At 71.0% G+C, this 21514-nt stretch carries 22 protein-coding genes; 14 read left to right on the top strand and 8 right to left on the bottom strand.

The features are described 5' to 3' along the window. Position 1 precedes the first annotated feature (1 nt). From AB0M01_RS15320 to AB0M01_RS15300, 5 genes are all read left to right on the top strand, one after another. Positions 2 to 358 (top strand): hypothetical protein, encoded by a 357-nt coding sequence (locus AB0M01_RS15320; RefSeq protein ID WP_363669665.1) that lies wholly within the window; start codon positions 2 to 4, stop codon positions 356 to 358. Between the two features lies 1 nt (position 359). Then, positions 360 to 767 carry a hypothetical protein gene (locus AB0M01_RS15315; RefSeq protein ID WP_363669663.1) on the top strand — a complete coding sequence of 136 codons (408 nt, stop codon included), beginning with the start codon at positions 360 to 362 and terminating at the stop codon, positions 765 to 767. A 66-nt stretch (positions 768 to 833) separates the two neighbouring features. Continuing rightward, positions 834 to 2051: a glycosyltransferase gene (locus AB0M01_RS15310; protein ID WP_363669661.1), complete on the top strand. Its 1218-nt coding sequence runs from the start codon at positions 834 to 836 to the stop codon at positions 2049 to 2051. Further along, positions 2051 to 4048: a glycosyltransferase family 39 protein gene (locus AB0M01_RS15305; protein ID WP_363669659.1), complete on the top strand. Its 1998-nt coding sequence runs from the start codon at positions 2051 to 2053 to the stop codon at positions 4046 to 4048. The genes AB0M01_RS15310 and AB0M01_RS15305 overlap by 1 nt, the downstream gene beginning before the upstream one ends. Positions 4049 to 4107: 59 nt before the next feature. Beyond that, positions 4108 to 4530 carry a hypothetical protein gene (locus tag AB0M01_RS15300; RefSeq protein ID WP_363669657.1) on the top strand — a complete coding sequence of 141 codons (423 nt, stop codon included), beginning with the start codon at positions 4108 to 4110 and terminating at the stop codon, positions 4528 to 4530. On the opposite strand, the gene AB0M01_RS15295 is transcribed toward AB0M01_RS15300, so the two are convergent. Beyond that, a complete protein-coding gene (locus AB0M01_RS15295; protein ID WP_363669655.1) occupies positions 4514 to 5848 on the bottom strand; it encodes an FAD-dependent monooxygenase in 1335 nt (444 codons plus the stop codon). The genes AB0M01_RS15300 and AB0M01_RS15295 overlap by 17 nt on opposite strands. A gap of 143 nt (positions 5849 to 5991) precedes the next feature. Next, the gene (locus AB0M01_RS15290) at positions 5992 to 6588 is read right to left on the bottom strand and encodes a TetR family transcriptional regulator (protein ID WP_363669653.1); all 597 of its coding nucleotides are present in this window, start codon (positions 6586 to 6588) and stop codon (positions 5992 to 5994) included. Between the two features lie 46 nt (positions 6589 to 6634). Between AB0M01_RS15290 and AB0M01_RS15285 the strand changes: the two genes are divergently transcribed. Continuing rightward, the gene (locus AB0M01_RS15285) at positions 6635 to 7699 is read left to right on the top strand and encodes an FAD-dependent monooxygenase (RefSeq protein ID WP_363669651.1); all 1065 of its coding nucleotides are present in this window, start codon (positions 6635 to 6637) and stop codon (positions 7697 to 7699) included. Continuing rightward, a complete protein-coding gene (locus tag AB0M01_RS15280; protein ID WP_363669649.1) occupies positions 7696 to 8565 on the top strand; it encodes a phosphoribosylaminoimidazolesuccinocarboxamide synthase in 870 nt (289 codons plus the stop codon). Before AB0M01_RS15285 ends, AB0M01_RS15280 begins: the two co-directional genes overlap by 4 nt. Here AB0M01_RS15280 and AB0M01_RS15275 read toward each other — a convergent pair. Continuing rightward, a complete protein-coding gene (locus AB0M01_RS15275) occupies positions 8562 to 9401 on the bottom strand; it encodes a helix-turn-helix transcriptional regulator (protein ID WP_363669647.1) in 840 nt (279 codons plus the stop codon). The two genes, AB0M01_RS15280 and AB0M01_RS15275, sit on opposite strands and share 4 nt — an antisense overlap. 111 nt (positions 9402 to 9512) lie before the next feature. Between AB0M01_RS15275 and AB0M01_RS15270 the strand changes: the two genes are divergently transcribed. Then, positions 9513 to 11081 (top strand): tannase/feruloyl esterase family alpha/beta hydrolase, encoded by a 1569-nt coding sequence (locus AB0M01_RS15270; protein ID WP_363669645.1) that lies wholly within the window; start codon positions 9513 to 9515, stop codon positions 11079 to 11081. 19 nt (positions 11082 to 11100) lie between these two features. Here AB0M01_RS15270 and AB0M01_RS15265 read toward each other — a convergent pair whose 3' ends face one another. The 5 genes from AB0M01_RS15265 to AB0M01_RS15245 all read right to left on the bottom strand — a co-directional run bounded on the left by AB0M01_RS15265 (position 11101) and on the right by AB0M01_RS15245 (position 14860). After that, on the bottom strand, positions 11101 to 11592 hold the full coding sequence (locus tag AB0M01_RS15265) for a hypothetical protein (protein WP_363669643.1): 492 nt from the start codon (positions 11590 to 11592) through the stop codon (positions 11101 to 11103). Positions 11593 to 11698: 106 nt separating this feature from the next. Continuing rightward, positions 11699 to 12322 (bottom strand): CDP-alcohol phosphatidyltransferase family protein, encoded by a 624-nt coding sequence (locus AB0M01_RS15260; protein ID WP_363669641.1) that lies wholly within the window; start codon positions 12320 to 12322, stop codon positions 11699 to 11701. After that, positions 12322 to 13659 (bottom strand): FtsX-like permease family protein, encoded by a 1338-nt coding sequence (locus tag AB0M01_RS15255; protein ID WP_363669639.1) that lies wholly within the window; start codon positions 13657 to 13659, stop codon positions 12322 to 12324. The genes AB0M01_RS15260 and AB0M01_RS15255 overlap by 1 nt, the downstream gene beginning before the upstream one ends. Then, positions 13656 to 14339 carry an ABC transporter ATP-binding protein gene (locus AB0M01_RS15250; RefSeq protein ID WP_363669637.1) on the bottom strand — a complete coding sequence of 228 codons (684 nt, stop codon included), beginning with the start codon at positions 14337 to 14339 and terminating at the stop codon, positions 13656 to 13658. The genes AB0M01_RS15255 and AB0M01_RS15250 overlap by 4 nt, the downstream gene beginning before the upstream one ends. Continuing rightward, positions 14336 to 14860 carry a PadR family transcriptional regulator gene (locus tag AB0M01_RS15245; protein WP_363669635.1) on the bottom strand — a complete coding sequence of 175 codons (525 nt, stop codon included), beginning with the start codon at positions 14858 to 14860 and terminating at the stop codon, positions 14336 to 14338. The genes AB0M01_RS15250 and AB0M01_RS15245 overlap by 4 nt, the downstream gene beginning before the upstream one ends. A 126-nt stretch (positions 14861 to 14986) precedes the next feature. Between AB0M01_RS15245 and purS the strand changes: the two genes are divergently transcribed. From purS to AB0M01_RS15215, 6 genes are read left to right on the top strand one after another with little or no spacing between them, the layout of a single operon-like run. Beyond that, positions 14987 to 15238, top strand: coding sequence for a phosphoribosylformylglycinamidine synthase subunit PurS (gene purS / locus AB0M01_RS15240; RefSeq protein WP_344182620.1), 252 nt, complete (start codon positions 14987 to 14989; stop codon positions 15236 to 15238). Further along, positions 15235 to 15903, top strand: coding sequence for a phosphoribosylformylglycinamidine synthase subunit PurQ (gene purQ / locus AB0M01_RS15235; RefSeq protein ID WP_363669632.1), 669 nt, complete (start codon positions 15235 to 15237; stop codon positions 15901 to 15903). The genes purS and purQ overlap by 4 nt, the downstream gene beginning before the upstream one ends. Before the next feature lie 14 nt (positions 15904 to 15917). After that, positions 15918 to 17954 (top strand): hypothetical protein, encoded by a 2037-nt coding sequence (locus tag AB0M01_RS15230; RefSeq protein WP_363669629.1) that lies wholly within the window; start codon positions 15918 to 15920, stop codon positions 17952 to 17954. Between the two features lie 6 nt (positions 17955 to 17960). After that, entirely contained in the window at positions 17961 to 20222 is a 2262-nt protein-coding gene (gene purL / locus AB0M01_RS15225) for a phosphoribosylformylglycinamidine synthase subunit PurL (protein ID WP_363669627.1), read from the top strand. A 6-nt stretch (positions 20223 to 20228) separates the two neighbouring features. After that, positions 20229 to 20942 (top strand): tyrosine-protein phosphatase, encoded by a 714-nt coding sequence (locus tag AB0M01_RS15220; protein ID WP_363669625.1) that lies wholly within the window; start codon positions 20229 to 20231, stop codon positions 20940 to 20942. 45 nt (positions 20943 to 20987) lie between these two features. Then, complete coding sequence (locus AB0M01_RS15215; RefSeq protein ID WP_363669623.1) at positions 20988 to 21512, top strand: DUF1707 domain-containing protein; 525 nt, start codon at positions 20988 to 20990, stop codon at positions 21510 to 21512. Positions 21513 to 21514: the final 2 nt, after the last annotated feature.

The following is a 21514-nucleotide window of genomic DNA, read 5'->3' as shown; positions in this document are numbered from 1 at the left end:
CGTGTACGAACCGCTGACCTGGGTCCTCGTCGGACTGTCCCTCGCCGCGATGGTCTACGCGATTGTGCTGGCCGCGCTCGATCGCCGGATCAACTGGACGCTGCTCGCGGTGCTCGGTGTGGTCGAGGTCGCGCTGGTCGCGCAGCTGGTGGTCGGGATCGTGCAGTTCGCCGGGACCGACCGGGACGTGTCCGGAGGCTTCTTCTTCGGGTACCTGGTCGGTTCGCTGATCATCCTGCCGCTCGGCGCGCTGTGGGCGCTGGCGGAGAGCAGCCGCTGGGGCGCCGGTGCGCTGGCGGTCGCGTGCTTCGTGATCCCGGTGCTCGAGCTGCGCATGCACGAGATCTGGACGGCCTGAGATGACCGACGAGCAGACCGCCGACCCGGCTGTGACTCGGCACGGCCCGGGCCGGATCCTGATCCTCGTGTACGGCGTGTTCGCGCTCTCCGCGACCGGCCGCGCGGTCTTCCAGATCGTCAACCAGTTCGACCGCGCCCCGATCGCCTACGTGCTGTCGGCCGTTGCCGCGATCATCTACTGCCTGGCCACCTTCGCGCTGGCCAAGGCAACGAACTTCTCCCGCCGGATCGCGACCATCGCGATCGTCATCGAGCTGATCGGCGTCGTCGGCATCGGCGCCTTCAGCTACGCCGTCCCCGACGACTTCCCCGACGCGACGGTCTGGTCCCACTTCGGCCAGGGCTACGGCTTCGTCCCGCTCGTCCTCCCGATCCTCGGCCTGCTCTGGCTCCGCCGTACGGCGTAGCAACTCCCAGGAAGTTCCCAGCCGCGGCCAGGGACCGGCACAGGTTGGCCGGAGAGCCTGGGAGGCATGCAGAACCAAGGTCATCCGCGGGTCGAGATCGTCGTTCCCGTGCGCAACGAGGAGTACGACCTCGCCCCGAACGTTCGGCGGCTCCGGGACTTCCTGGACGCCGCCTTTCCGTTTCCGGCCGAGGTCTGCATCGCCGACAACGGCAGTACCGACGCCACCTTCGAGATCGGCACCTTGCTGGCCACCGAGCTGCCCGGGGTCCGGATCGTCCGGATCGAGCAGCCGGGTCGCGGCCGGGCGCTGAAGCAGGTCTGGTCCGGTAGCGACGCCGACGTCCTGGCCTACATGGACGTCGACCTGTCGACCAACCTGAACGCCCTGCTCCCGCTGGTCGCGCCATTGCTGGCCGGCCACAGCGACGTCGCCATCGGGACCCGGCTGGCCCGTGGGTCCCGCGTGGTCCGGCGGCCGAAGCGGGAGCTGATCTCACGCGGCTACAACCTGTTGCTCAAGGCAACCCTCGGGACACGCTTCTCGGACGCGCAGTGCGGTTTCAAGGCGATCCGTCGCGACGTCGCCGAGGCGCTGCTGCCAATGGTCGAGGACACCAGCTGGTTCTTCGACACCGAGCTGCTGGTGCTGGCCGAGCGGGCCGGGCTGCGGATCCACGAGGTCCCGGTGGACTGGGTCGACGACCTGGACTCCCGGGTCGCGATCGCGCAGACAGTGGCGGACGATCTGCGGGGGATCGCCCGGCTGCACCGCACCGCCGACCGGCTCCCGCTGGAGCCCGTACGCCGTACGTACGGCCGTCCCGCGGTCGCTGACCCCCGGACGGCGCTCGCCGCCCGAGCCCTGCGGTTCGCGGCCGTCGGCGTCCTGAGCACGATCGCGTACGCCGTGCTCTACCTCCTGCTGCGGCAAACGATGCCCGCCCAGGCCGCGAACCTGCTCGCGCTGCTGATCACCGCCGTCGGCAACACCGCGCTCAACCGTCGCGTCACCTTCGGCGTCCGCGGGCTCGACCACCGCGGCCGGCACCAGTTGCGCGGCCTCGTCACCTTCTTCATCGGCTGGAGCCTGACCGCGTCGTCGCTGTGGCTGCTGCACACGGCGGTCGCCGTACCGGCCACGGCGATCGAGGTGACCGTGCTGACGATCGCCAACCTCGCGGCCACGATCGTCCGCTTCAGCCTCTTCCAGAACTGGGTCTTCGACGACGAAGCGCCCGTTCTGCCCACCCTGGAAATCCTCGACAACGCCCGGAGCCACTGATGAGCACCCTGACCGAACCGAGACGGGTGACGCTGGCGGCGTCGTACCCGATCAGCCGTGAGAAGACCCTGTACGGCGGCCTGCTGGTCCTGACCGCGATCGCCTACCTGTGGGGCCTGTCGAAGAACGGCTACGCCAACGAGTACTACGCGGCCGCGGTGCAGGCCGGGTCGACGAGCTGGAAGGCCTGGTTCTTCGGGTCGTTCGACTCCGCGAGCTTCATCACCGTCGACAAGACGCCCGCGTCGCTGTGGGTGATGGGGCTGTCGGGCCGGATCTTCGGCTTCGGCGTCTGGAGCATGCTGATCCCGCAGGCGCTGATGGGCGTCGCGAGCGTCGGATTGGTCTACGCATCGGTGCGGCGCTGGTTCTCGCCGTACGCCGCACTGCTGGCGGGCGCGATCCTCGCGCTGACGCCGGTCGCGGTGCTGATGTTCCGGTTCAACAACCCGGACGCGTTGCTGGTGCTGCTGCTCGTCGCGGGGGCGTGGGCCGTGACTCGGGCGATCGACTCCGTCCGGTACGCCGGGCGGTGGATGGCGCTGGCCGGGATGCTGGTCGGGTTCGGGTTCCTGACGAAGATGCTGCAGGCGTTCCTGGTGCTGCCGGCGTTCGGGCTGGCGTACCTGGTCGCCGGCCGGCCGGCGCTCGGCAAGCGGATCGCCCACAGTTTCGTTGCCCTGGGCGCGATGATCGTCAGCGCCGGTTGGTGGATCGCGATCGTCGAGCTCCTGCCTGCGTCGGCCCGCCCGTACGTCGGTGGGTCGCAGACGAACAGCATTCTCGAACTGACGCTGGGCTACAACGGCCTCGGGCGGCTGACCGGTGACGAGGCCGGATCGGTCGGCGGCGGGACCGGAAACCCCGGCTGGGGTGGCGCGACCGGGCTGCAGCGCTTGTTCGGTGGCGAGTTCGCGGGGCAGATCGCGTGGTTGTTGCCTGCGGCACTGATCGCGACGGTGGTGCTGGTGGTCGCGGCCGGGCGCTCGGCGCGGACCGACCGGACGCGGGCGTTCGCGATCCTGTGGGGCGGCTGGCTGGTGGTGACCGGGCTGGTCTTCAGCTACATGCAGGGGATCATCCACAGCTACTACATGGTCGCGCTGGCACCGGCGATCGCGGCGCTGATCGGGGCGGCGGCGATGGTGCTCTGGCGGCGCCGGTCGGAGTGGTTGCCGCGGGTGGTGCTCGCTGGTGGGGTACTGCTGACGGCAGGGTGGAGCTTCTCGTTGCTCTCGGCGTCATCGGACTACCTGCCGTGGTTGCGGTGGCTGGTGCTGCTTGGCGGGGTGTTGGCGGCGGGCGCCGTACTGGTGCTGCCGGAGTTGGGGGTGCAGCGGGGTGGGGCTGTCGCCGGTGTGTTGCTGGTGCTGACCGCACTGGCTGGGCCGACGGCGTACTCGGTGACGACGATCAGCGATGCGCATGCGGGGGCGCTGCCTTCGGCGGGGCCCGCTAGCACTGCAGGTTTCGGTGGCCGAATGGGAGGACCGCCTGGTGGAGGGATGGGCGGTCCGCGTGGCGGGGGAATGGGCGGGCAGCCCGGCGGAGCGAACGGCGGACAGCCCGGTGGAGCGCCCGGCGGGCCGGGTGGTGGAACGGCCCGAGGCGGAGGCGGCGCGGGCGGCTTCCTCGGAGGCGGCGGCACCAGCGGAGTCTCCAGCGAGCTGATCACCTTCCTGCAGCAGGGCGCCCAGGGCTACACCTGGGCCGCGGCCGCGGTCACCGCGAACGGTGCCGCGCCGGTGCAGATCGCCGCCGAGGTCCCGGTGATGGCGATCGGCGGCTTCAACGGGACCGATCCGGCGCCGTCGCTCGCCGAGTTCCAGGAATTGGTTGCCCAGGGCAAGGTCCACTATTTCGTCGGGAGCAGTGGCGGAGGATTCGGTGGCCGCGGTGGGACCTCCAGTGAGATCTCCACCTGGGTCGAGCAGAACTTCGAGGCCCAGACCATCGGCAGCACCACCGTGTACGACTTGACCAGCAACGGAGCCTGAATGCGAATCCCGACACGCTTGGTGTTCCGTACGCCGTCAAGTGGGGTAAGGATCGGTTCGTGGAATGGTCGAACGTCACCTGGTTCCTGACCGCTCTGGGCGCTGTCGTCGTACTGCTGACGCGGATCCGGCTCGGCGGTGAGAGCGCGGGTGAGCAGAACCGCTCCAGCGGCGTCGCGGGCTACTCGTCGGCGCTGCTGCGGCTGCACACGGTCGTCGGCGTGCTCACCCTGATCGCCTGGGTCGTTGCCCTGGTCACCACGCGCCGCGTGATCGCCCTCGGCGCGCTGGGCGGCTGGTGGTTGCTGGCGCTGATCGGGTTGTTGCTGCTGGCCCGCTGGCTGCCCAGCGGCGGGCGGCACTCCGAGGACAAGGCCGCCGATGCCTGGGGATCCGGCGCCGGCCTGTCCTTGCTCGGCCATCTGGGCGTGGTGATAGGCAGCGCCTATTTCACGTTCGTCGTCCTCACCGATCGGTTGTGACCAGCGGCCGCGGGATCGCGCCGCGCAGCGCCCGGGCCAGCGTCTTGGGCTGCGCCAGCAGGTTCGGGTGCGCGAGCATCGTGGTGACGCGGGCGAAGTCGTCGTTCAGCTGCGCGTCGCGCAGCGAGGCGCTCAGGATCAGCCCGGTGAACCAGCGGGTCAGCTTGTACCCGCGCGGGAACGGCCCGTTGACGTGCGGCAGCGCGAGATCGGCGAACGTCGAGATCTGCCAGGCCGCGTCGACCACCACGCGGACCTGCTTCAGGTACTCCCAGGCCGGCTCGTCGAGCGCGGGGTTCGAGCGCAGGTACGCCGACAAGCAGGACGCGTGCAGCGTCGCTGACGTCATTCCCTGCCCGTAGATCGGGTTGAACGACGCGACCGCGTCACCCGCGACGATCAGCCCGGCCGGGAAGCGGTCGAGCTCGTCGTAGTTCCGGCGCCGGCTGTCGGCCTGGTGGTAGGTGACGACGTCGCCGATCATCGGGTTGTTGTCGACGATGTGCGCGTACACCCAGGGGAAGTCCTCGCGGCAGCGGCGATGGAAGTCCTCGGTCTCCCGGCTCGGCCGGTCGTCGGCGAACCCGGCGACCAGCACCAGCCAGCGGTCGCCCTCGACCGGCAGGATGCCGCCCATCCGCGCGGTCTGGCCTGGTTGCGCCATGGTCTGCGAGGTGGAGAGCAGTACTTCGCCGGGCTTGCGCTCGAAGAGTGCGGAGGCGTAGTTGAGCTTGATCGGCATCCGGGTCAGCGTCGGCTCGGGCCAGCCCGCGGCGCCGAGCCAGTCGCTCAATCGGCTCGACCGGCCGGTCGCGTCCACCACCAGATCGGCGTCGACGCTCTCGGTGGAGCCTGCCGCGACGTACTGCACACTCGTGACCCGGTCGCCGGTGAAGCCGATCCCGTCCGCCCGGCCCGCGACCAGCCGCACGTTCGGCAGCGCGAGCGTCCGCTGCCGCACCCGCGACTCCAGGAACGGCCGGGTGCTGATCAGCGTGCGGATCTCGGTCAGCGGCGGCGGCGTCACCCGGCGTACGCCGTTGACGAACGTGTACGCCTGATCCGGTGTCGGCTCGATCAGACCCTCGGCGACCGCGTCGGCGGAGAAGCCGGGAAACCACCGGTCGAGCTGGGCGGCGCCCGCCGGAAGCAACGCGTGCACCTGCGTTCCCTGCGGTACGCCGGGCCGCGGGTCGTCGCCGTTGTCGGAGTCGTCCCGCTCGATCACCAGCACCTCGTCGGCGTGGTCACTGAGCACGCGCGCCGCCATCAGCCCGGCCATGCTCGCCCCGAGGACCACGGCCCGCCGCAGAATCACCTCCGTCCGCGCCGGTCGTTCGGATGTGGCGATGGCAGCAAACGCTTCAGCAAGTGACACCGGAACCCCCACAGGCGGAAAGTGGTAGTGACTTCCACATTAGGGATGAAGTGCCGGCTTCGCAGACCTGCGCATGTCGCTCGTCAGTCGGCGCTGAAGCCAGTCAGCAGAGCGGCGACTGCCCGGCGCACTGAAAGCTCCCAGGCGTCGTCCGCGAGTGTCCGGCCGGCGCCTGCGACGCGGTCCCAGAGGAGGCCGTCGAGCATCGCCGCGCACGGCCACGCCGCCTGTTCGGGCTCGCGGATGCCGAGCCCGCCGAGGATGCCCGCGAGGTGTTCGCGCAGGACGCGTCCGCCCTGGGTAATCGCGTCGAGGAGCTCCGGCCGCCGGCTGGCTTCGAGGGAGAGCTCGTAGCGCGCGAGTTGGTCCTCGGCGCGGTCCCGGACGAGCCCCAGCATCATCTGGGTCAGAAGAGCCTCTACTTGGGCCGATTGCACCAAGGGCAGCTGGCCGCCCGGGGGCTGGGCGGCGAGGTCGCGTTCGAGCATCCGGCTCACGCACGCGGTGAGCAGCGCGTCTCGCGTGCGTAGGTAGTACGACGTCGAGCCCGGCGGTAAGCCCGCCTCGGTGTCGACCGCGCGGTGGGTCAGGCCGCGCAGACCTCGGGTGGCGACCAGGTGGATGGCGGCGTCGGCGATGGCGGCTCGGCGGTCGTCGCCGCGGGGTGGGGTGGAGGGCACGCGCACACTCTATCCAGATGGACTCTACGGATGTAGAGTCGAAGCCATGAAGACGGCGATTGTGGTGGGGGCGGGGATCGGTGGGGTGGCGGCTGCGCTCGGGCTGGAGCGGGCGGGTCTGCGGGTGACGGTGCTGGAGCGGGCGCCGGAGCTGGGCGAGGTGGGGGCCGGGATCTCGGTGTGGCCGTCGGCGGTGAAGGCGCTGGAGGAGCTCGGGGTCGAAGGGGTCGAGAAGGCGGCGGTGGAGTCGGCGCCGGCGGGGATGCGGCGGCCGGACGGGCGGTGGGTGCTGCGCGCGGAGGCGCTCGGCGTGGAGGTGCCGGTGATGATTCACCGGGCGCGGCTGCACGAGCTGATCACCGAGCGGTTTCAGGGCGTCAGCGTGCGGACCGGGGTCACGGTCGACGGGTTCGTGGACGGCGCCGTGCGGGCCGGCGGGGAGGAGTTCCGGGCGGATCTGATCGTGGCGGCCGACGGGCTGCGCAGCGTCGTCCGGCGAGCGCTGTACCCGGCGTACGACGGTCCGCGGTACGCGGGCTACGCGGCGTACCGGGGGATCGCCGACATCGAGGTGGACGACGGGGGTGGGGAGACGTGGGGGCGCGGGCGGCGGTTCGGGTTCGCGCGGCTGATCGACGGGCGGTACTACTGGTACGCGACGGAGAACCGGGCTCCTGGGGTCGTGGGGGCGGACGTCTGGGCCGGGTTCGGGAGCTGGCACGACCCGATCCCGAAGTTGCTGGAGGCAACGGGTGAGGTGCTGCAGAACGACATCTACGACCTGCGGCTGCCGCTGGTTCCTTTCGTCCAAGGGAATGTGGTGCTGCTCGGGGATGCCGCGCACGCGATGACACCGAACCTCGGCCGAGGAGCCTGTACGGCGATCGAGGACGCGGCTGCTCTCCCCAAGCATTTGAAGAATCTGAAGGCGTACGACGCCGAGCGGCGACCCGCCGCGACCAAGCTGGTGCGGGTCTCGCGGACGATCGGCCGGGTCGGGCAGCTCGACAGCGGCCTGCTCTGCGGGATCCGCGACGGTGCGATCACCCTGGGCGGCAAACTGGCCGGGGTGCGGGCCCGGAAGCGGGCAGTGGGACAATCGCCGGTGTGACCACACTTCCGCAGGCTGTTGAGATTCCCGGCGCCAAGCACCTGCACTCGGGCAAGGTGCGTGACCTGTACGAGCTCGAGTCCGGCCACCTGCTGATGGTCGCGAGCGACCGGATGAGCGCGTTCGACTGGATCCTGGAGACGCCGATCCCGGACAAGGGCAAGGTGCTGACCGCGATGAGCCTGTGGTGGTTCGAGCAGCTCGGGGTGCCGAACCACATCATCTCGACCGACGTCCCGGCCGAGGTCGCGGGCCGTGCGGTGGTCTGCGAGAAGCTCGACATGTTCCCGGTCGAGTGTGTCGCCCGCGGGTACCTGAGCGGCTCCGGGCTGCTCGACTACAACGCCACCGGCGAGGTCTGCGGCATCCCGCTGGGCGCGGGCCTGGTCGAGGGCTCCCGCCTGGAGGAGCCGATCTTCACCCCGGCCACCAAGGCCGAGCTCGGCGAGCACGACGAGAACGTCTCGTACGACGCGGTGGTGGCGACGGTCGGGGCCGACATCGCCGGCCGGCTGCGCGACCTGACGCTGGAGATCTACGGCCAGGCGCACGCGATGGCCGAGCGCCAGGGCATCATCCTGGCCGACACCAAGTTCGAGTTCGGCGCCCGCGCGGACGGCACGATCGTGCTCGCCGACGAGGTCCTGACGCCGGACTCGAGCCGGTTCTGGCCGGCCGCCGAGTGGGCGCCGGGCAAGCAGCAGCCGTCGTACGACAAGCAGATCGTCCGGGACTGGCTGCAGTTCGAGTCCGGCTGGGACCGGCACTCGGGCGAGGCCCCGCCGCCGCTGTCGGCCGAGGTCATCGAGCGCACGCGTTCGGCGTACGTCGACGCCTACGAGCGCCTCACCGGCCGCAAGTTCTAGATCAGCTCGTAGCGCAGCACCGAGAGGAAGCGCAGCTTCTCCTCGCTCTCGCTGCCGGGCTCGGTGGTGTAGACGATCAGGTGCTGGGTGCGGTCCGGGCTGTGCAGGGTCTCGCGGTAGAGGTGGACGTCGCCGACCTCCGCGTGCCGGACCAGTAGCGGTGCCGGATCGTCCTCGGTGACCGGGTGCTCGTGCCACAGCTCGGTGAACTCGGCGCTGGTGTGCAGCAACGACCCGATCAGCGCGGCCAGGCGCGGCTCGGACCTGTTCTGGGTGTGCGCCAGCAGCAGGTGCGCCACGATCGTGCGCGAGTGCCGCGCGTGATCCTCGACCGGGAACGGCCCCCGCTCGGCACAGGGGTCGGTGAACCAGCGGTACGCCATCGCCCGCCGCAGCCCGGCGTACCGGGTCTGGTCGCCGAACAGGATGCTCGACAGCCTGTTCTGCACGATCTTCTCGGTCAGGTGGTTGACCACCTCGGCCGGTGAGCCGTCGAGCTGCTCGAACACCCGCCGTACGCCGGGCGACAGCCGGCCGTGGTCCGCGACCTCCAGCGGCGCCGCGTAGCCCGCGATCCGGTACAGGTGGTCGCGCTCGGGCTGGGTCAGCCGCAGCCCGGTCGCGATCGCCGCGAGCAGCTGCTCCGACGGGTGCGGCCCGCGCTGCTGCTCGATCCGGCTGTAGTAGTCGGTGGACATCCCGGCCAGCGCGGCGACCTCCTCGCGGCGCAGCCCGGCGGCGCGCCGGCGACGGTGAGCCCGCGGCAGCCCGACGTCCTCCGGCTGCAGCGCCTCGCGACGGCTGCGCAGGAAGTCGGCGAGCACGGACCGGTCCACGAGGATCAGAGTAACCGGTCCAACCGGTGACGTCGAGTCGATGGGTGTGGCCTGGATCACGGGACAACTCGTCCCTGTTTCCCCGCCGGCGGCCTTGTTTCGATCGGGGCCATGAGACGACTAGTGATGATTCTGGCGGCCGGGGTGGTGCCGGTGTCGGTGCTGGTGCCCGCCAGTTCAGCGGCTCCGGCCGCACCCACGGCGACGGCTTGTACGCCGGTCCCGGTGCAGGCCCCGGCCGGGGCACGGGTCGAGTCCGTGGTCGCGGTGGCCAGGCCCGGCGGCACGGTGACGTTCCCGTCGAACCCGCCGTTCCCGCCGACGCCGCCGGTGGACGGCGTACCGGCGTACTGCGAGGTCACGGTGACGCTGACCCACGGCAGCGACCACGTGAAGGTGATGACGCTGCTGCCCGAGCAGGGGTGGAACCAGCGCTTCCAGGCGCTCGGCGGCAGCGCGTACGCCGCCGGTGACGTGATCGGCGACGCCTCGGTGAAGGCGGTCAAGGCCGGGTACGCCGCCGCGACCACGGACGCCGGTGTCGGCCCGTCGCCGATCGACCCGGCCTGGGCGCTGACCGCGCAGGGCAAGGTCGACCAGACGCTGCTGAAGAACTTCGCCCACCGCTCGCCGCACGAGCTCGCTGTCGTCGGCAAGGCCGTCACCAAGGCGTACTACGGCCGCGCGGCCAACTACGCGTACTGGAACGGCTGCTCGACCGGCGGCCGCCAGGGCTACTCGGAGGCGCAGCGCTACCCCGGCGACTTCGACGGCATCCTCGCTGCCTCGGCGGCGATCAACTGGGACCGCTGGGCGCCCTCGGCGGTCTGGCCCGCGGTGGTCGTCAACCAGGAGAAGCACGCGCCGACCAGCTGCGAGCTGGAGGCGTTCAACGCCGCGGCGATCAAGGCCTGCGACACCAAGGACGGCGTCCGTGACGGCGTCATCGCCGAACCGTCCAACTGCACGTGGGCGCCGGAAAGCCTGATCGGCCAGCAGGTCGAGTGCTACGGCGAGCAGGTGACGATCACCGCCGCCGACGCCCGGATCGTGCGCCGGATCTGGGAGGGCCCGAAGGGTCTCTGGTACGGACTGACCCGCGGTACGACGTTCGCCGGGCTGCTGCCGACCCCGCCCGACCAGCCGGCCGCGCCGCTCGGTGCGCCGTTCGTCGTCGGCGACGCCTGGGTCAAGTACTTCCTGAAGCAGAACCCGGGCTTCGACACCAAGACCGTGTGGTACGCCGACTTCGTCAAGCTGTTCCTGCAGTCGGAGCTGCGCTACAACGCCGTGATCGGCACCGACGACCCGGATCTGTCGGCGTACCAGAAGTCGGGCGGCAAGCTGCTCGCCTGGCACGGGCTGGACGACCAGCTGATCACCGCGCAGGGCTCGGTCGACTACCGCAAGCGCGTCGAGCGGACCGTCGGCGGTAACGTCGACAGCTTCTACCGGCTCTTCCTCGCGCCGGGCGCCGTCCACTGCGGACCGGGCGCCGGGCCGGCACCGGCCGACCCGCTCGCCTCGCTGGTCCAGTGGGTCGAGCACGGCAAGGCCCCGAACACGTTGCCCGCAGCAACGGCTGACGGCAGCACCGTGCGCAATCTGTGCGCCTATCCCAAGCTGCCCCGGTACGCCGGCGGCGACCCGAAGGTGGCCACGAGCTACCGCTGCGCCTGAGCGATAGGGGCTCTCGGCGTCAGAACAGGCCGACGCCGAGAGCCAGCAGCACGAACCGCGCCGCCCGCCCGGTCAGCACCGACAGCGCGAACGTGACCACGCCCATCCGGCTCGCGCCCGCGATCAGCGCCACGCCGTACAGCGGAGGGACGCCGACCGATGCGCTGAGCAACGTCACCGGGACACCCCACCTGCGGTCGCTCAGCGCGTCCAGCAGCCGCTTGCTGAGATCGCGGTTCCACTGCACGAACCGCCCCCAGCGGGTGTCCAGGTCGACCGCCTTGGGCTCCTTCGACTTCTTCCGCCCGGTGTAGCCCGGCCGGTGCCGGACGGCCAGGAACATCGCGACCTTGCCGATCGTCTGCCCGATCGAGACGCCGACCGCCGCGACGACAGGGTTCAGCGCGCCGGACACCCCGACGCCCAGCACGTACGCCTCGGCGTTCAGCACCGGGACGACGGCGGACCCGATCCCGAAGCCGATCGCCAGCACCAGTTGCCACACCCACATGACTCCGAGGCTATGCGCACTCAGCAGGGCCGTCACGGGACCCAGCTCCACACCGGGGACGAACCAGGGACCCACCCCACCGGGGTCCCAGGGTGCTTGACAGTGGTCATCGCACCGCCGGTACGGCGTCGCGCCGGCCGCGCAGGATCGCGACCAGCCGGGTGAGCGAGGCGATCTTGACCGCGGCGGCCGCGGCCGCGACGCCGTACGGCAGCCAGGGCACGTGCAGCAGGTGGTCGATCACCAGCGAGACGACGACCGCGCCGGTGTTCACCGCCTTGGCCGGTTTCGACCAGTTCCAGACGTAGATCGGCTGGTCGACCTTGTAGAAGTAGTTCGGGCTCAGCGTCTCCTTCCAGAGCAGGAAGGACAGCGACAGCATCGTGTCCAGCACACCGAACTGGACCAGGTAGATCGCCAGCGGCCCCACCGTGTCCGGGTAGGTCGTCATGAACGCCGCGGCCAGCAGGAACGAGCTGGCCCGGTCGCAGACGATGTCGAAGACCGCACCGACGACCGTCTCCTGCTTCAGGTACCGCGCGACACCGCCGTCGAGCGAGTCGCCCAGCCAGTAGGTCAGGTAGCCGGCCACCAGCCAGCCGAAGTCGCCGGTGACGAAGGCGATCGTCGCCACCGTCATCGCGACCAGGGTGCGGACCAGCGTGATCTGGTTCGGCAGGCCGAGCAGGAGCTCGACCGAGGCCGGCCGGGGGATCTGGGTGGTGCTCATCAAGCGGCCCTCAGATTCTCGGGATCGAGTGCGTCCCGTAGCTGGTTGCGCAGCAGGAAACCGGCGAGCGCGGCACCGGCCGTGGCGACCGCCCAGCCGAGGACGAGCAGCGCCAGTACGGCGATCAGTGTGGTCCCGAGCGAACTGCTCTCGTCGTCGGGGTTGCCGATCAGCCGCCACAGGCCGGTCAGCACCCCGGCGACCAGGCCCGCGCACAGCGTCGGTGCGGCCGTGGTCATCAGCTCGCGGTGGATGACCCGGCGCAGCAGCCGGTCGCCGACGCCGAGCGCGGTCAGGGAGGCCAGCTGGCGGCGCTGGTTGACCAGCTGGTCGGCCATGCCGACGGTGAAGGCCGCCAGGGCGATCACCGCGATCAGCAGCACGCCGACCATGCTCAGGCCGAAGCCGGTGATGAAGAACTGCTGGTCCTGCCAGTCCGGCCGGTCGTGCATCACGCCCAGCAGCGAGCTCAGCATCGCTCCGACCAGGAAGCCGCAGCAGAACAGCAGCGTGCCCATCCGGGCAGCGGGCCGGGCGTCGGCCACCAGCCGGGCTCCGGTGAGCAGCTTGACCGGGTCGCCCGACTGCATCAGGCGCCGGCCCACGACCCGGCTGACCCCCGCCGAGCCGCTCCACCAGAGCATGCCCAGCCCGATCACCGTCGCAGCCGCTCCGAAGTACCCGATCGCGTAGGTCAGCGTGGCTCCGGCGACCGCCAGTCCGAGGCCGACCACCGGCCAGACCCGGTCGGGTGCGATGTCCGGTTGGTCGCTGGCCCGGGGCTGGTCCCGGTGCAGCACGAAACCCAGCAGCACGCCGCCCAGGGTGAGCAGCCCGACGATGAAGAGCCAGGCCAGGAAGTCCCACGCGCCCAGACCCGGGAAGAGCCGGGCCATCCGGGGCAGCTGGCTGAAGACGCCGGTGAGCAGCATGTACATCGGCCCGGCCAGCAGACCACCGGCCAGGCCGACCAGTCCGGCGTCCGCCACCGACAGGCGGCGTACCTGGGACTTGGAGGCGCCGGCCAGCCGGAGAGCGCTGATCCGCTGCTCCCGCGCGGCGGTGCCGATCCGGAGCGCCTGGGCGGCCAGGCCGCCGGACAGGACGGCGAGGACGATCAGGATGGCGCCGAGCCCGGAGCGGAGGCCCACCTCGGCGATGTAGTTGCTGTAGACGCCGCTGTCGAGGTCGCCGGGGCCCATCCCCATCACGTGGATCGCGTTCAGCACCAGCGCGCCGCTGAACGCCAGGGCCACGGTGGCCAGGCGGACGCGGCTGCGGTCGGCCGGCGTACGGGTCCTGGCCAGGTGGAGGGTCGTGCTCAGCGGGAGGCTCATCGCAGAGTCACCTCGTGCTGGATCTTGCCGTCGCGGAGCCGGATCTCCCGGTCGGCGGACGCGGCCAGCAAGTTGTCGTGGGTGACCATCACCAGCGCTGCGCCGCGGTCGCGGGTGGACTGCAGCAGCACCTTGAGCAGGTCCTGACCGGCCTGGCTGTCCACACTGCCTGTCGGCTCGTCCGCCAGTACGACGGAGGGATCGGTGATCAGCGCCCGGGCGATCGCGGCCCGCTGGGTCTGCCCGCCGGACAGCTGAGCCGGTACGGCGTCCGCCTCGTCGGCGATCCCCACCCGGCCGAGCCACTCGACAGCGGCGGCCCGGGCGGTCTCCCGCCGGGCTCCGCCGAGCAGCAGCGGCAGCGCCACGTTGTCGGCCAGCGACAGGTCCGGCACGAGCTGGCCGAACTGCAGCACGATGCCGATGCTCGTACGGCGCAGTGCTGACCGGTCCTGCTCGGCCAGCGTGGACAGGTCCTGGCCGGCGACCTGGACGGACCCGGAGTCCGGCCGGAGGATGCCGGCCGCGCAGTGCAGCAGCGTCGACTTCCCGCAGCCGCTGGCGCCGGTCACGGCGACCACCTCGCCGGGGGCGACGGTGACGCTCACTCCGCGCAGCGCCACGTTCCGGCGGTACGCGTACTCGAGATCGGTGAGCTGAAGGGCCGGTGGGGGCGTCATCGGCTGGCCTCCTTGTCGTCGGTGAGCCGCTCCAGCGCCTGGTCGAGCCAGCGCAGGTCGGCGTCGAGATGTATGACGAGGTAGGAACGCACCAGGTTGGTCGTCGGGTCGTCCTGGACCGGTGTCAATTCCTGCAACTCGCGGATCCGGCGCAGGTGGCCGGCCCGCTGCCGGGCCAGGAACGTGGTCGCGTCACCGCCGGTGCGCAGCGCGGTGACCAGCTTGCGGATCATCTCGTCGGCCGTGCCCCAGGCGGGCGGGACCGGGTCGGCGAGCCAGTCGGCGAGGTGCTTGCGGCCCTTCTCGGTGATCGCGTAGACGGTCCGGTCCGGACCGCCGCCGGAGGTCTTCTCGACCACCTCGACCAGACCGTCGCGCTCCAGCCGGGCCAGCGTCGTGTAGACCTGCCCGAACGCCAGCGGGCGGCCGTCGGGGAACCATGCGTCGTGGCCGCGCTTGACGTCGTACCCGTGCGCCGGGGCGTGGGACAGCAGTCCCAGAACCAGCTCCGCGGTCGCCATGCGATCGACTATACACTCCGTGTATGTACTGAGTGAATAGTCCGCTCTACGCCTGCCGGATGCTGGGTTCTGGGCTCCGGTCGGTAGGATTCGGGCGTCACCCCGGATCGAAACCAGGAGTAGTCAGTGGCTCGCGTTGTCGTCGACGTCATGCTCAAGCCCGAGATCCTCGACCCGCAGGGCAAGGCGGTGCACGGCGCGTTCGGCCGGCTCGGCTTCGACGGCGTGGCCGACGTGCGTCAGGGCAAGCGCTTCGAGATCACCCTCGAGGGCGAGGCGACCGAAGAGCGGGTCGCGGAGATCCGGAAGGCCGCGGACACCCTGCTGGCCAACCCGGTGATCGAGGACTACACGCTGCACGTCGAGGGCGACCGGTGAAGATCGGGGTCGTCACCTTCCCGGGCTCGCTGGACGACGTCGACGCGCGCCGCGCGGCCGCGGTCGCCGGGGCCGAGGCGGTCGCGCTCTGGCACGGCGACGCCGACCTGCACGGGGTCGACGCGGTGGTCCTGCCGGGCGGCTTCTCCTACGGCGACTACCTGCGCGCCGGGGCGATCTCCCGGTTCGCGCCGGTGATGGACACGATCATCAAGAAGGCCGGCGAGGGGATGCCGGTGCTCGGCATCTGCAACGGCTTCCAGGTGCTCTGCGAGTCGCACCTGCTGCCCGGCGCGCTGATCAAGAACCACCACCGCAAGTTCATCTGCAAGGACCAGGGCCTGCGGATCGAGAACAACCGGACCGCGTGGACCAGCGACTACGACGCGAACCACGAGATCACCATCGTGCTGAAGAACCAGGACGGCTCCTTCGTCGCCGACGAGGCCACCCTGGACCGGCTCGAGGGCGAGGGCCGCGTGGTCGCCCGCTACCTGGGCAACCCGAACGGCTCGTACCGCGACATCGCCGGCATCACCAACGAGCGCGGCAACGTGGTCGGCCTGATGCCGCACCCCGAGCACTGCGTCGAGACGCTGACCGGCCCGAGCACCGACGGCCTCGGCTTCTTCACCTCGGTCCTGAAAGCCGTCGTCGCCTCCTGATGAAGCTCTCCCGGGTGCGGCGCACTTCTGCCCGCACCCTGTTCCTGGCCGCGCTCGCTCTCGCCGTACCGATGCATGCTTCTGCTGCTCCTGAGCAGTTGGCCGCGAAGGTGGTGGTCATCGGCGTACCGGGTCTGACCTGGAACGACGTGAAAGCCTCGCCCGAGCTGACCGCGCTGGTGAACCAGTCGAACGTCGGGTCGATCTCGGTGAAGACCGCCGGCCCGCACACCTGCCCGGTCGACGGGTGGCTGACGCTGAGCGCCGGGAGTCGCGCCTGGGGGAGCGTCCCCGACGCGCCCTGCGGTGACCTCCCTGAGGTCGCCGGCGGCAAGATCAACGGCTGGCAGACGTACGTCGACCGCCAGGCCGAGCACCACACCGGCGCCCCGCTGGGCCGCCTCGGCGAGAGCCGGGCGAACGTCTGCGGCTTCGGTCCGGGCGCCGCGCTCGCCGTCGCGCGCACCGACGGCACGGTCAGCAACTGGCAGCCCACCTTCGACGCGACCAGGCTGGCGAGCAGCGCCTGCGGCGACGCGGTCGTCGACGCCGGCGCGATGCCGATCCGCGAGGGCCGCGCGGAGGCCCGCAAGAAGGTCGCCGACCTGGTCGCCCAGGCCCGCGCGGCCGACGGCTGGGTGGTGCTGGCCGGCATCAGCCAGGAGATCGAGTGGGCGCACCAGGAGACCCTCCCGGTGCTGCAGCTGCCCCCGGACGACGGCACCCGCTGGCTGACCAGCGACTCGACCCGCCGTCCCGGCCTGATCCAGCTGACCGACCTGACGGCGACGATCCTGCGCGGCGAGGCCAAGTCGATCGACCCGGCGGGCGCGGAGAAGCCCGGCCCGCTCGACGGCAACGAGATCCGCGCGTCTGGCGACGTGCACACCGACGCGGCCGCGGTGATCGACGAGCGGATGGACACCAACGAGCGCTTCGACCAGCCACGGCCGATCCTGGTCATCGTCGCGATGACGATCCTCGCGGCCGAGCTGATCACGCTGGCCTGGTTCTGGTTCACCCGCAGCAAGCGTTCGCGCAGCGCGTTCTCGTTCGCGCTGCTCACCCAGGGCGGCTTCTTCATCGCGGTCTTCCTGTCCACGGTCACGCTCTGGTGGCGCTGGCCGTCCCCCGGCCTGTCCCTGTACGCCGTGGTGATCGCGATCAGCGCGGGCTTCGCGGCCGCCGCCAAGCTGCTGCTCGGCCGCCACGCGTACGTCGGGATCGCGCTGGCGGCGTACCTGATCCTCCTGGTCGACGGTGTCCTCGGGACGCCGCTGCAGTTCGGCAGCATGTTCGCCGACGGCCCGGTGATCGGCGGCCGGTTCTACGGTTTCGGCAACTCGACGTTCGCGACGCTGGCGGTCGCCGCGCTCGTGGTCGCCGGGGTGGCCGCGCAGAAGCTGATCGACCGCAGCCGGGTCCAGGCCGCGCTGGCGGTGCTCGCGATCGGCGGCGCCGCGATCGTCGTCGACGGCAAGCCCGGCTGGGGTACGGACTTCGGCGGCATCATCGCGCTGACGCCGGCTGTCCTGCTGATGGCTTGGCTGACCTGGCGTGGCGGAATCACGCTGCGCGCTCTGATCGGCATCGGCGTGGCCGGCGTACTGGCGGTGTCGGCGGTGGCGTTCCTGGACTACCTGCGGCCCGAGGACCAGCGCAGCCACTTCGGGGCGTTCGTGGCCCGGCTGCTCGACGGTGACGTCGCCGACGTGCTGATCCGCAAACTGGAGATGGCGGTCGCGTTCTTCTCCGGCCCGGCCGGCTGGGCGATGCTGGTCGCGGTGATCCTGGCGATGCTGGCCACCGTGCTGCCCGACCGGGTGCCGTCGGCGGCGTACCGGGAGTTCTACCCCAGCCGGGCGATGATCCGGCCCACCCTGCTCGCGCTGTCGACCTGCGGTCTGGTCGGCATGCTGCTGAACGACGCGGGCGTCGCCCTGCCCGCGATCATGACCGGCTTCGCCGTCCCGCTGCTGGTGGCCCACCTGGTCGCCTCGCCGAAGCCAGCTACCGTTTCTCCCGAGTCCCACCTAGTTCAGGAGCACTGAAGAATCGTGTCCACCGACACCGTGAGCAACGCGACCAGTACGCCGGACGTCGAGCAGCCGTGGGCGGAGCTCGGCCTCAAGCCGGACGAGTACCAGCGGATCCGGGACATCCTCGGCCGGCGCCCGACCAGCTGCGAGCTGGCGATGTACTCGGTGATGTGGAGCGAGCACTGCTCGTACAAGTCGTCGAAGGTGCACCTGAAGAAGTTCGGCGACATCCCGCAGGAGACCCCGGCGGGCAAGATGCTGGCCGGCATCGGCGAGAACGCCGGCGTGATCGACATCGGTGAGGGCTACGCGGTCACCTTCAAGGTCGAGTCGCACAACCACCCGTCGTACGTCGAGCCCTACCAGGGCGCCGCGACCGGCGTCGGCGGCATCGTCCGCGACATCCTGGCGATGGGCGCCCGCCCGGTCGCCGTGATGGACCCGCTGCGCTTCGGCCCGCTGGACGCGCCGGACACCAAGCGCGTGCTGCCCGGCATCGTCTCCGGCGTCGGTGGCTACGGCAACAGCCTCGGCCTGCCGAACATCGGCGGCGAGGTCGTCTTCGACTCGACGTACCTGGGCAACCCGCTGGTCAACGCGCTCTGCGTCGGCGTGATGAAGCACGAGGACCTGCACCTCGCGAACGCGACCGGGATCGGCAACCAGATCATCCTGTACGGCGCGAAGACCGGCGGCGACGGCATCGGCGGCGTCTCGGTGCTCGCGTCGGAGACCTTCGCCGACGGCGGCCCGACCAAGCGCCCCGCGGTGCAGGTCGGCGACCCGTTCATGGAGAAGCTGCTGATCGAGTGCACGCTGGAGCTGTTCGCGGCCAAGGTCGTCGAGGGCATCCAGGACCTCGGCGGCGCCGGACTGTCCTGCGCGACCTCGGAGCTGGCCAGCGCGGGCGACGGCGGCATGCACGTCTCGCTGGACAAGGTGCCGCTGCGCGACGCGTCGCTGGCGCCCGAAGAGATCCTGATGAGCGAGTCGCAGGAGCGGATGATGGCGGTCGTCACGCCCGCCAACGTCGAGCGTTTCCTGGAGATCTGCGCCAAGTGGGACGTCCAGGCCGACGTGATCGGTGAGGTCACCGACACCGGGCTGCTGCAGATCGACTGGCACGGCGAGCGCGTCGTCGACGTCCCGCCGCGCACCGTCGCCCACGACGGCCCGGTCTACGAGCGCCCGTACGAGCGCCCGTCCTGGCAGGACGAGCTGCAGGCCGACGGCGCCGAGAAGTTGCCGCGGGCAATCACCGGCGAGGAGCTGCGGGACACCCTGCTCAAGCTGATCGCCTCGCCGAACCTGTGCGACAAGTCCTGGGTGACCGACCAGTACGACCGCTACGTGCTGGGCAACTCGGTGCTCGCGCAGCCCGAGGACAGCGGCATGATCCGGGTCGACGAGACCAGCGGCCTGGGCGTCGCGGTCTCCACCGACTGCAACGGCCGGTTCGCCAAGCTCGACCCGTACACCGGCGCCAAGCTGGCGCTGGCCGAGTCGTACCGCAACGTCGCCACCACCGGCGCCCGCCCGGCCGCGGTCACCGACTGCCTGAACTTCGGCTCGCCCGAGGATCCGGCGGTGATGTGGCAGTTCTCCGAGGCGATCCGCGGCCTGGTCGACGGCTGCATCGAGCTCGGCATCCCGGTCACCGGCGGCAACGTGTCGTTCTACAACCAGACCGGTGAGACCCCGATCCTGCCGACGCCGGTCGTCGGTGTCCTGGGGGTCATCGACGACGTCACCCGCCGTACGCCGATCGGCTTCACCGCCGAGATGGAGGGCCACCAGCTCTACCTGCTCGGCGAGACCGAGGAGGAGCTGTCGGGCTCGGAGTGGGCGCACGTCGTGCACGGTCACCTCGGTGGCCGCCCGCCGGCCGTCGACCTGGCCGCCGAGCAGCAGCTCGCCGACATCCTGATCAACGCGTCCCGCGACGGGCTGATCGACGCGGCGCACGACGTCAGCGACGGCGGCGTCGCGCAGACGCTGGTCGAGTCCGCCATCCGTGGCGGCGTCGGCGCGCGGGTCTGGGCACCGGACGGGCTGGACCCGTTCCTGTTCCTGTTCGCCGAGTCGGCCGGGCGTGCGGTGGTCGCCGTACCGCGGACCGAGGAGGTGCGGTTCACCGACATGTGCACCGCGCGCCGCTTCCCGCACGCGAAGATCGGCGTCATCACCGGCGACACCCTGGACGTCCAGGACCAGTTCGAGATCGCACTCACCGACCTGCACGCCGCGTGGACCGCGACGCTGCCGGCCGCGTTGGGCTGATCTTTCGTGCCGGAGGAGTGGGACGGCGCCGCCCGTGAACTCGAGTGGGACGGCGCCGTCAACGCCCGTGACCTCGGTGGCCTGCCGGCCACCGGGGGCCCGATCCAGTACGGGCGGGTGTTCCGCTCCGCGCACCCCGACGCACTGACCGAGGCCGGCCGCGACGCGCTGCTCGCGGCCGGGATTCGTACGATCGTCGACCTCCGCAACGCCGACGAGCGGCTCGCCGTACGGGACATCCCCGGCGTCGAGGTCCACCACCACCCGGTCGAGGACCAGTCCGACGCCGCCTTCATGGCCGAGTGGGGCGAGCGGCTGAACACCCCGGCGTACTACAACGCCGTCCTGCACCGCTGGCCCGGCCTGGTCACCGCGGTCTTCGCCCGCCTCGCCGACGCCCCGCCCGGCGGCGTCGTCATCCACTGCCGAGCCGGCTGCGACCGCACCGGCATGATCACCGCCATGCTCCTCAGCCTGGCCGGTACGCCGGTCGCCGACATCCTCGACGACTACGAACTGGCCCTCCGCACCTACGCGGCCGGAGCCGACGACCGCCCGCTGCCCGACCAGACCCTCGACCAGCACTGCGCCCAGGCCTGCGCCGACCTGGTCGGCTTCCTCGGCTCGGTCGACGTTCCCGGCTTCCTCACCTCCGCAGGCCTGACCTTCGAACAGCTCGACCGGGTCCGCGAGCGGCTGGTCGCGACAGACTTCGCGTAACCACCTGTCTGGCACACTCTTTGAGACGCGAGTGGGGAGTGTGAAATGGCTGACAAGCAGTGGGATCGGCGGCCGGATCTGCCCTGGGAGCGGGGGCAGCAGCAGCTGGGGAATCTGGCCGGGATGGCGGCTGCGGCGGGGCAGGAAGCTCGGGTGGTGGCGGCTCGGCGGCGACTGGCTTCGGTGCGGTTGACCGACGAGGAGCGCCGGGTCTGTTTCGACGAGTTGGCTGAGCAGTTCGCGATCGGGCGGCTGGACGAGGGCGAGCTGCACCGGCGGGTCGATCTGGTGCAGGAGGCCGTGACGCACGGGGACCTGCTGGTCGCGTTCGGCGGGCTGCCGGCGCCGTCGTTCTACTCGCCGCCGGCCAAGAAGCCGGGGCGCTGGCGGTGGGCGGCGTTCGTGGGCATGGTGTGGCTGGCGCTGCCGTTCTTCCTGACCGGGTTGGTGTTCCTGGTGTTCGGCAAGGAGGTCGCGGCGGCGATCTTCGCGCTGCCGGCGGTTGCGTGGGTGCTGGTCAGCTGGCGCTGGGCGTCGGCGCCGAAGCGACAGGCCCGCCGGTCCGGGTAGGA

Source organism: Kribbella sp. NPDC051770, assembly GCF_040681455.1.
Lineage (GTDB): Bacteria > Actinomycetota > Actinomycetes > Propionibacteriales > Kribbellaceae > Kribbella.
This window is presented reverse-complemented; position numbering and strand designations above follow the sequence as displayed.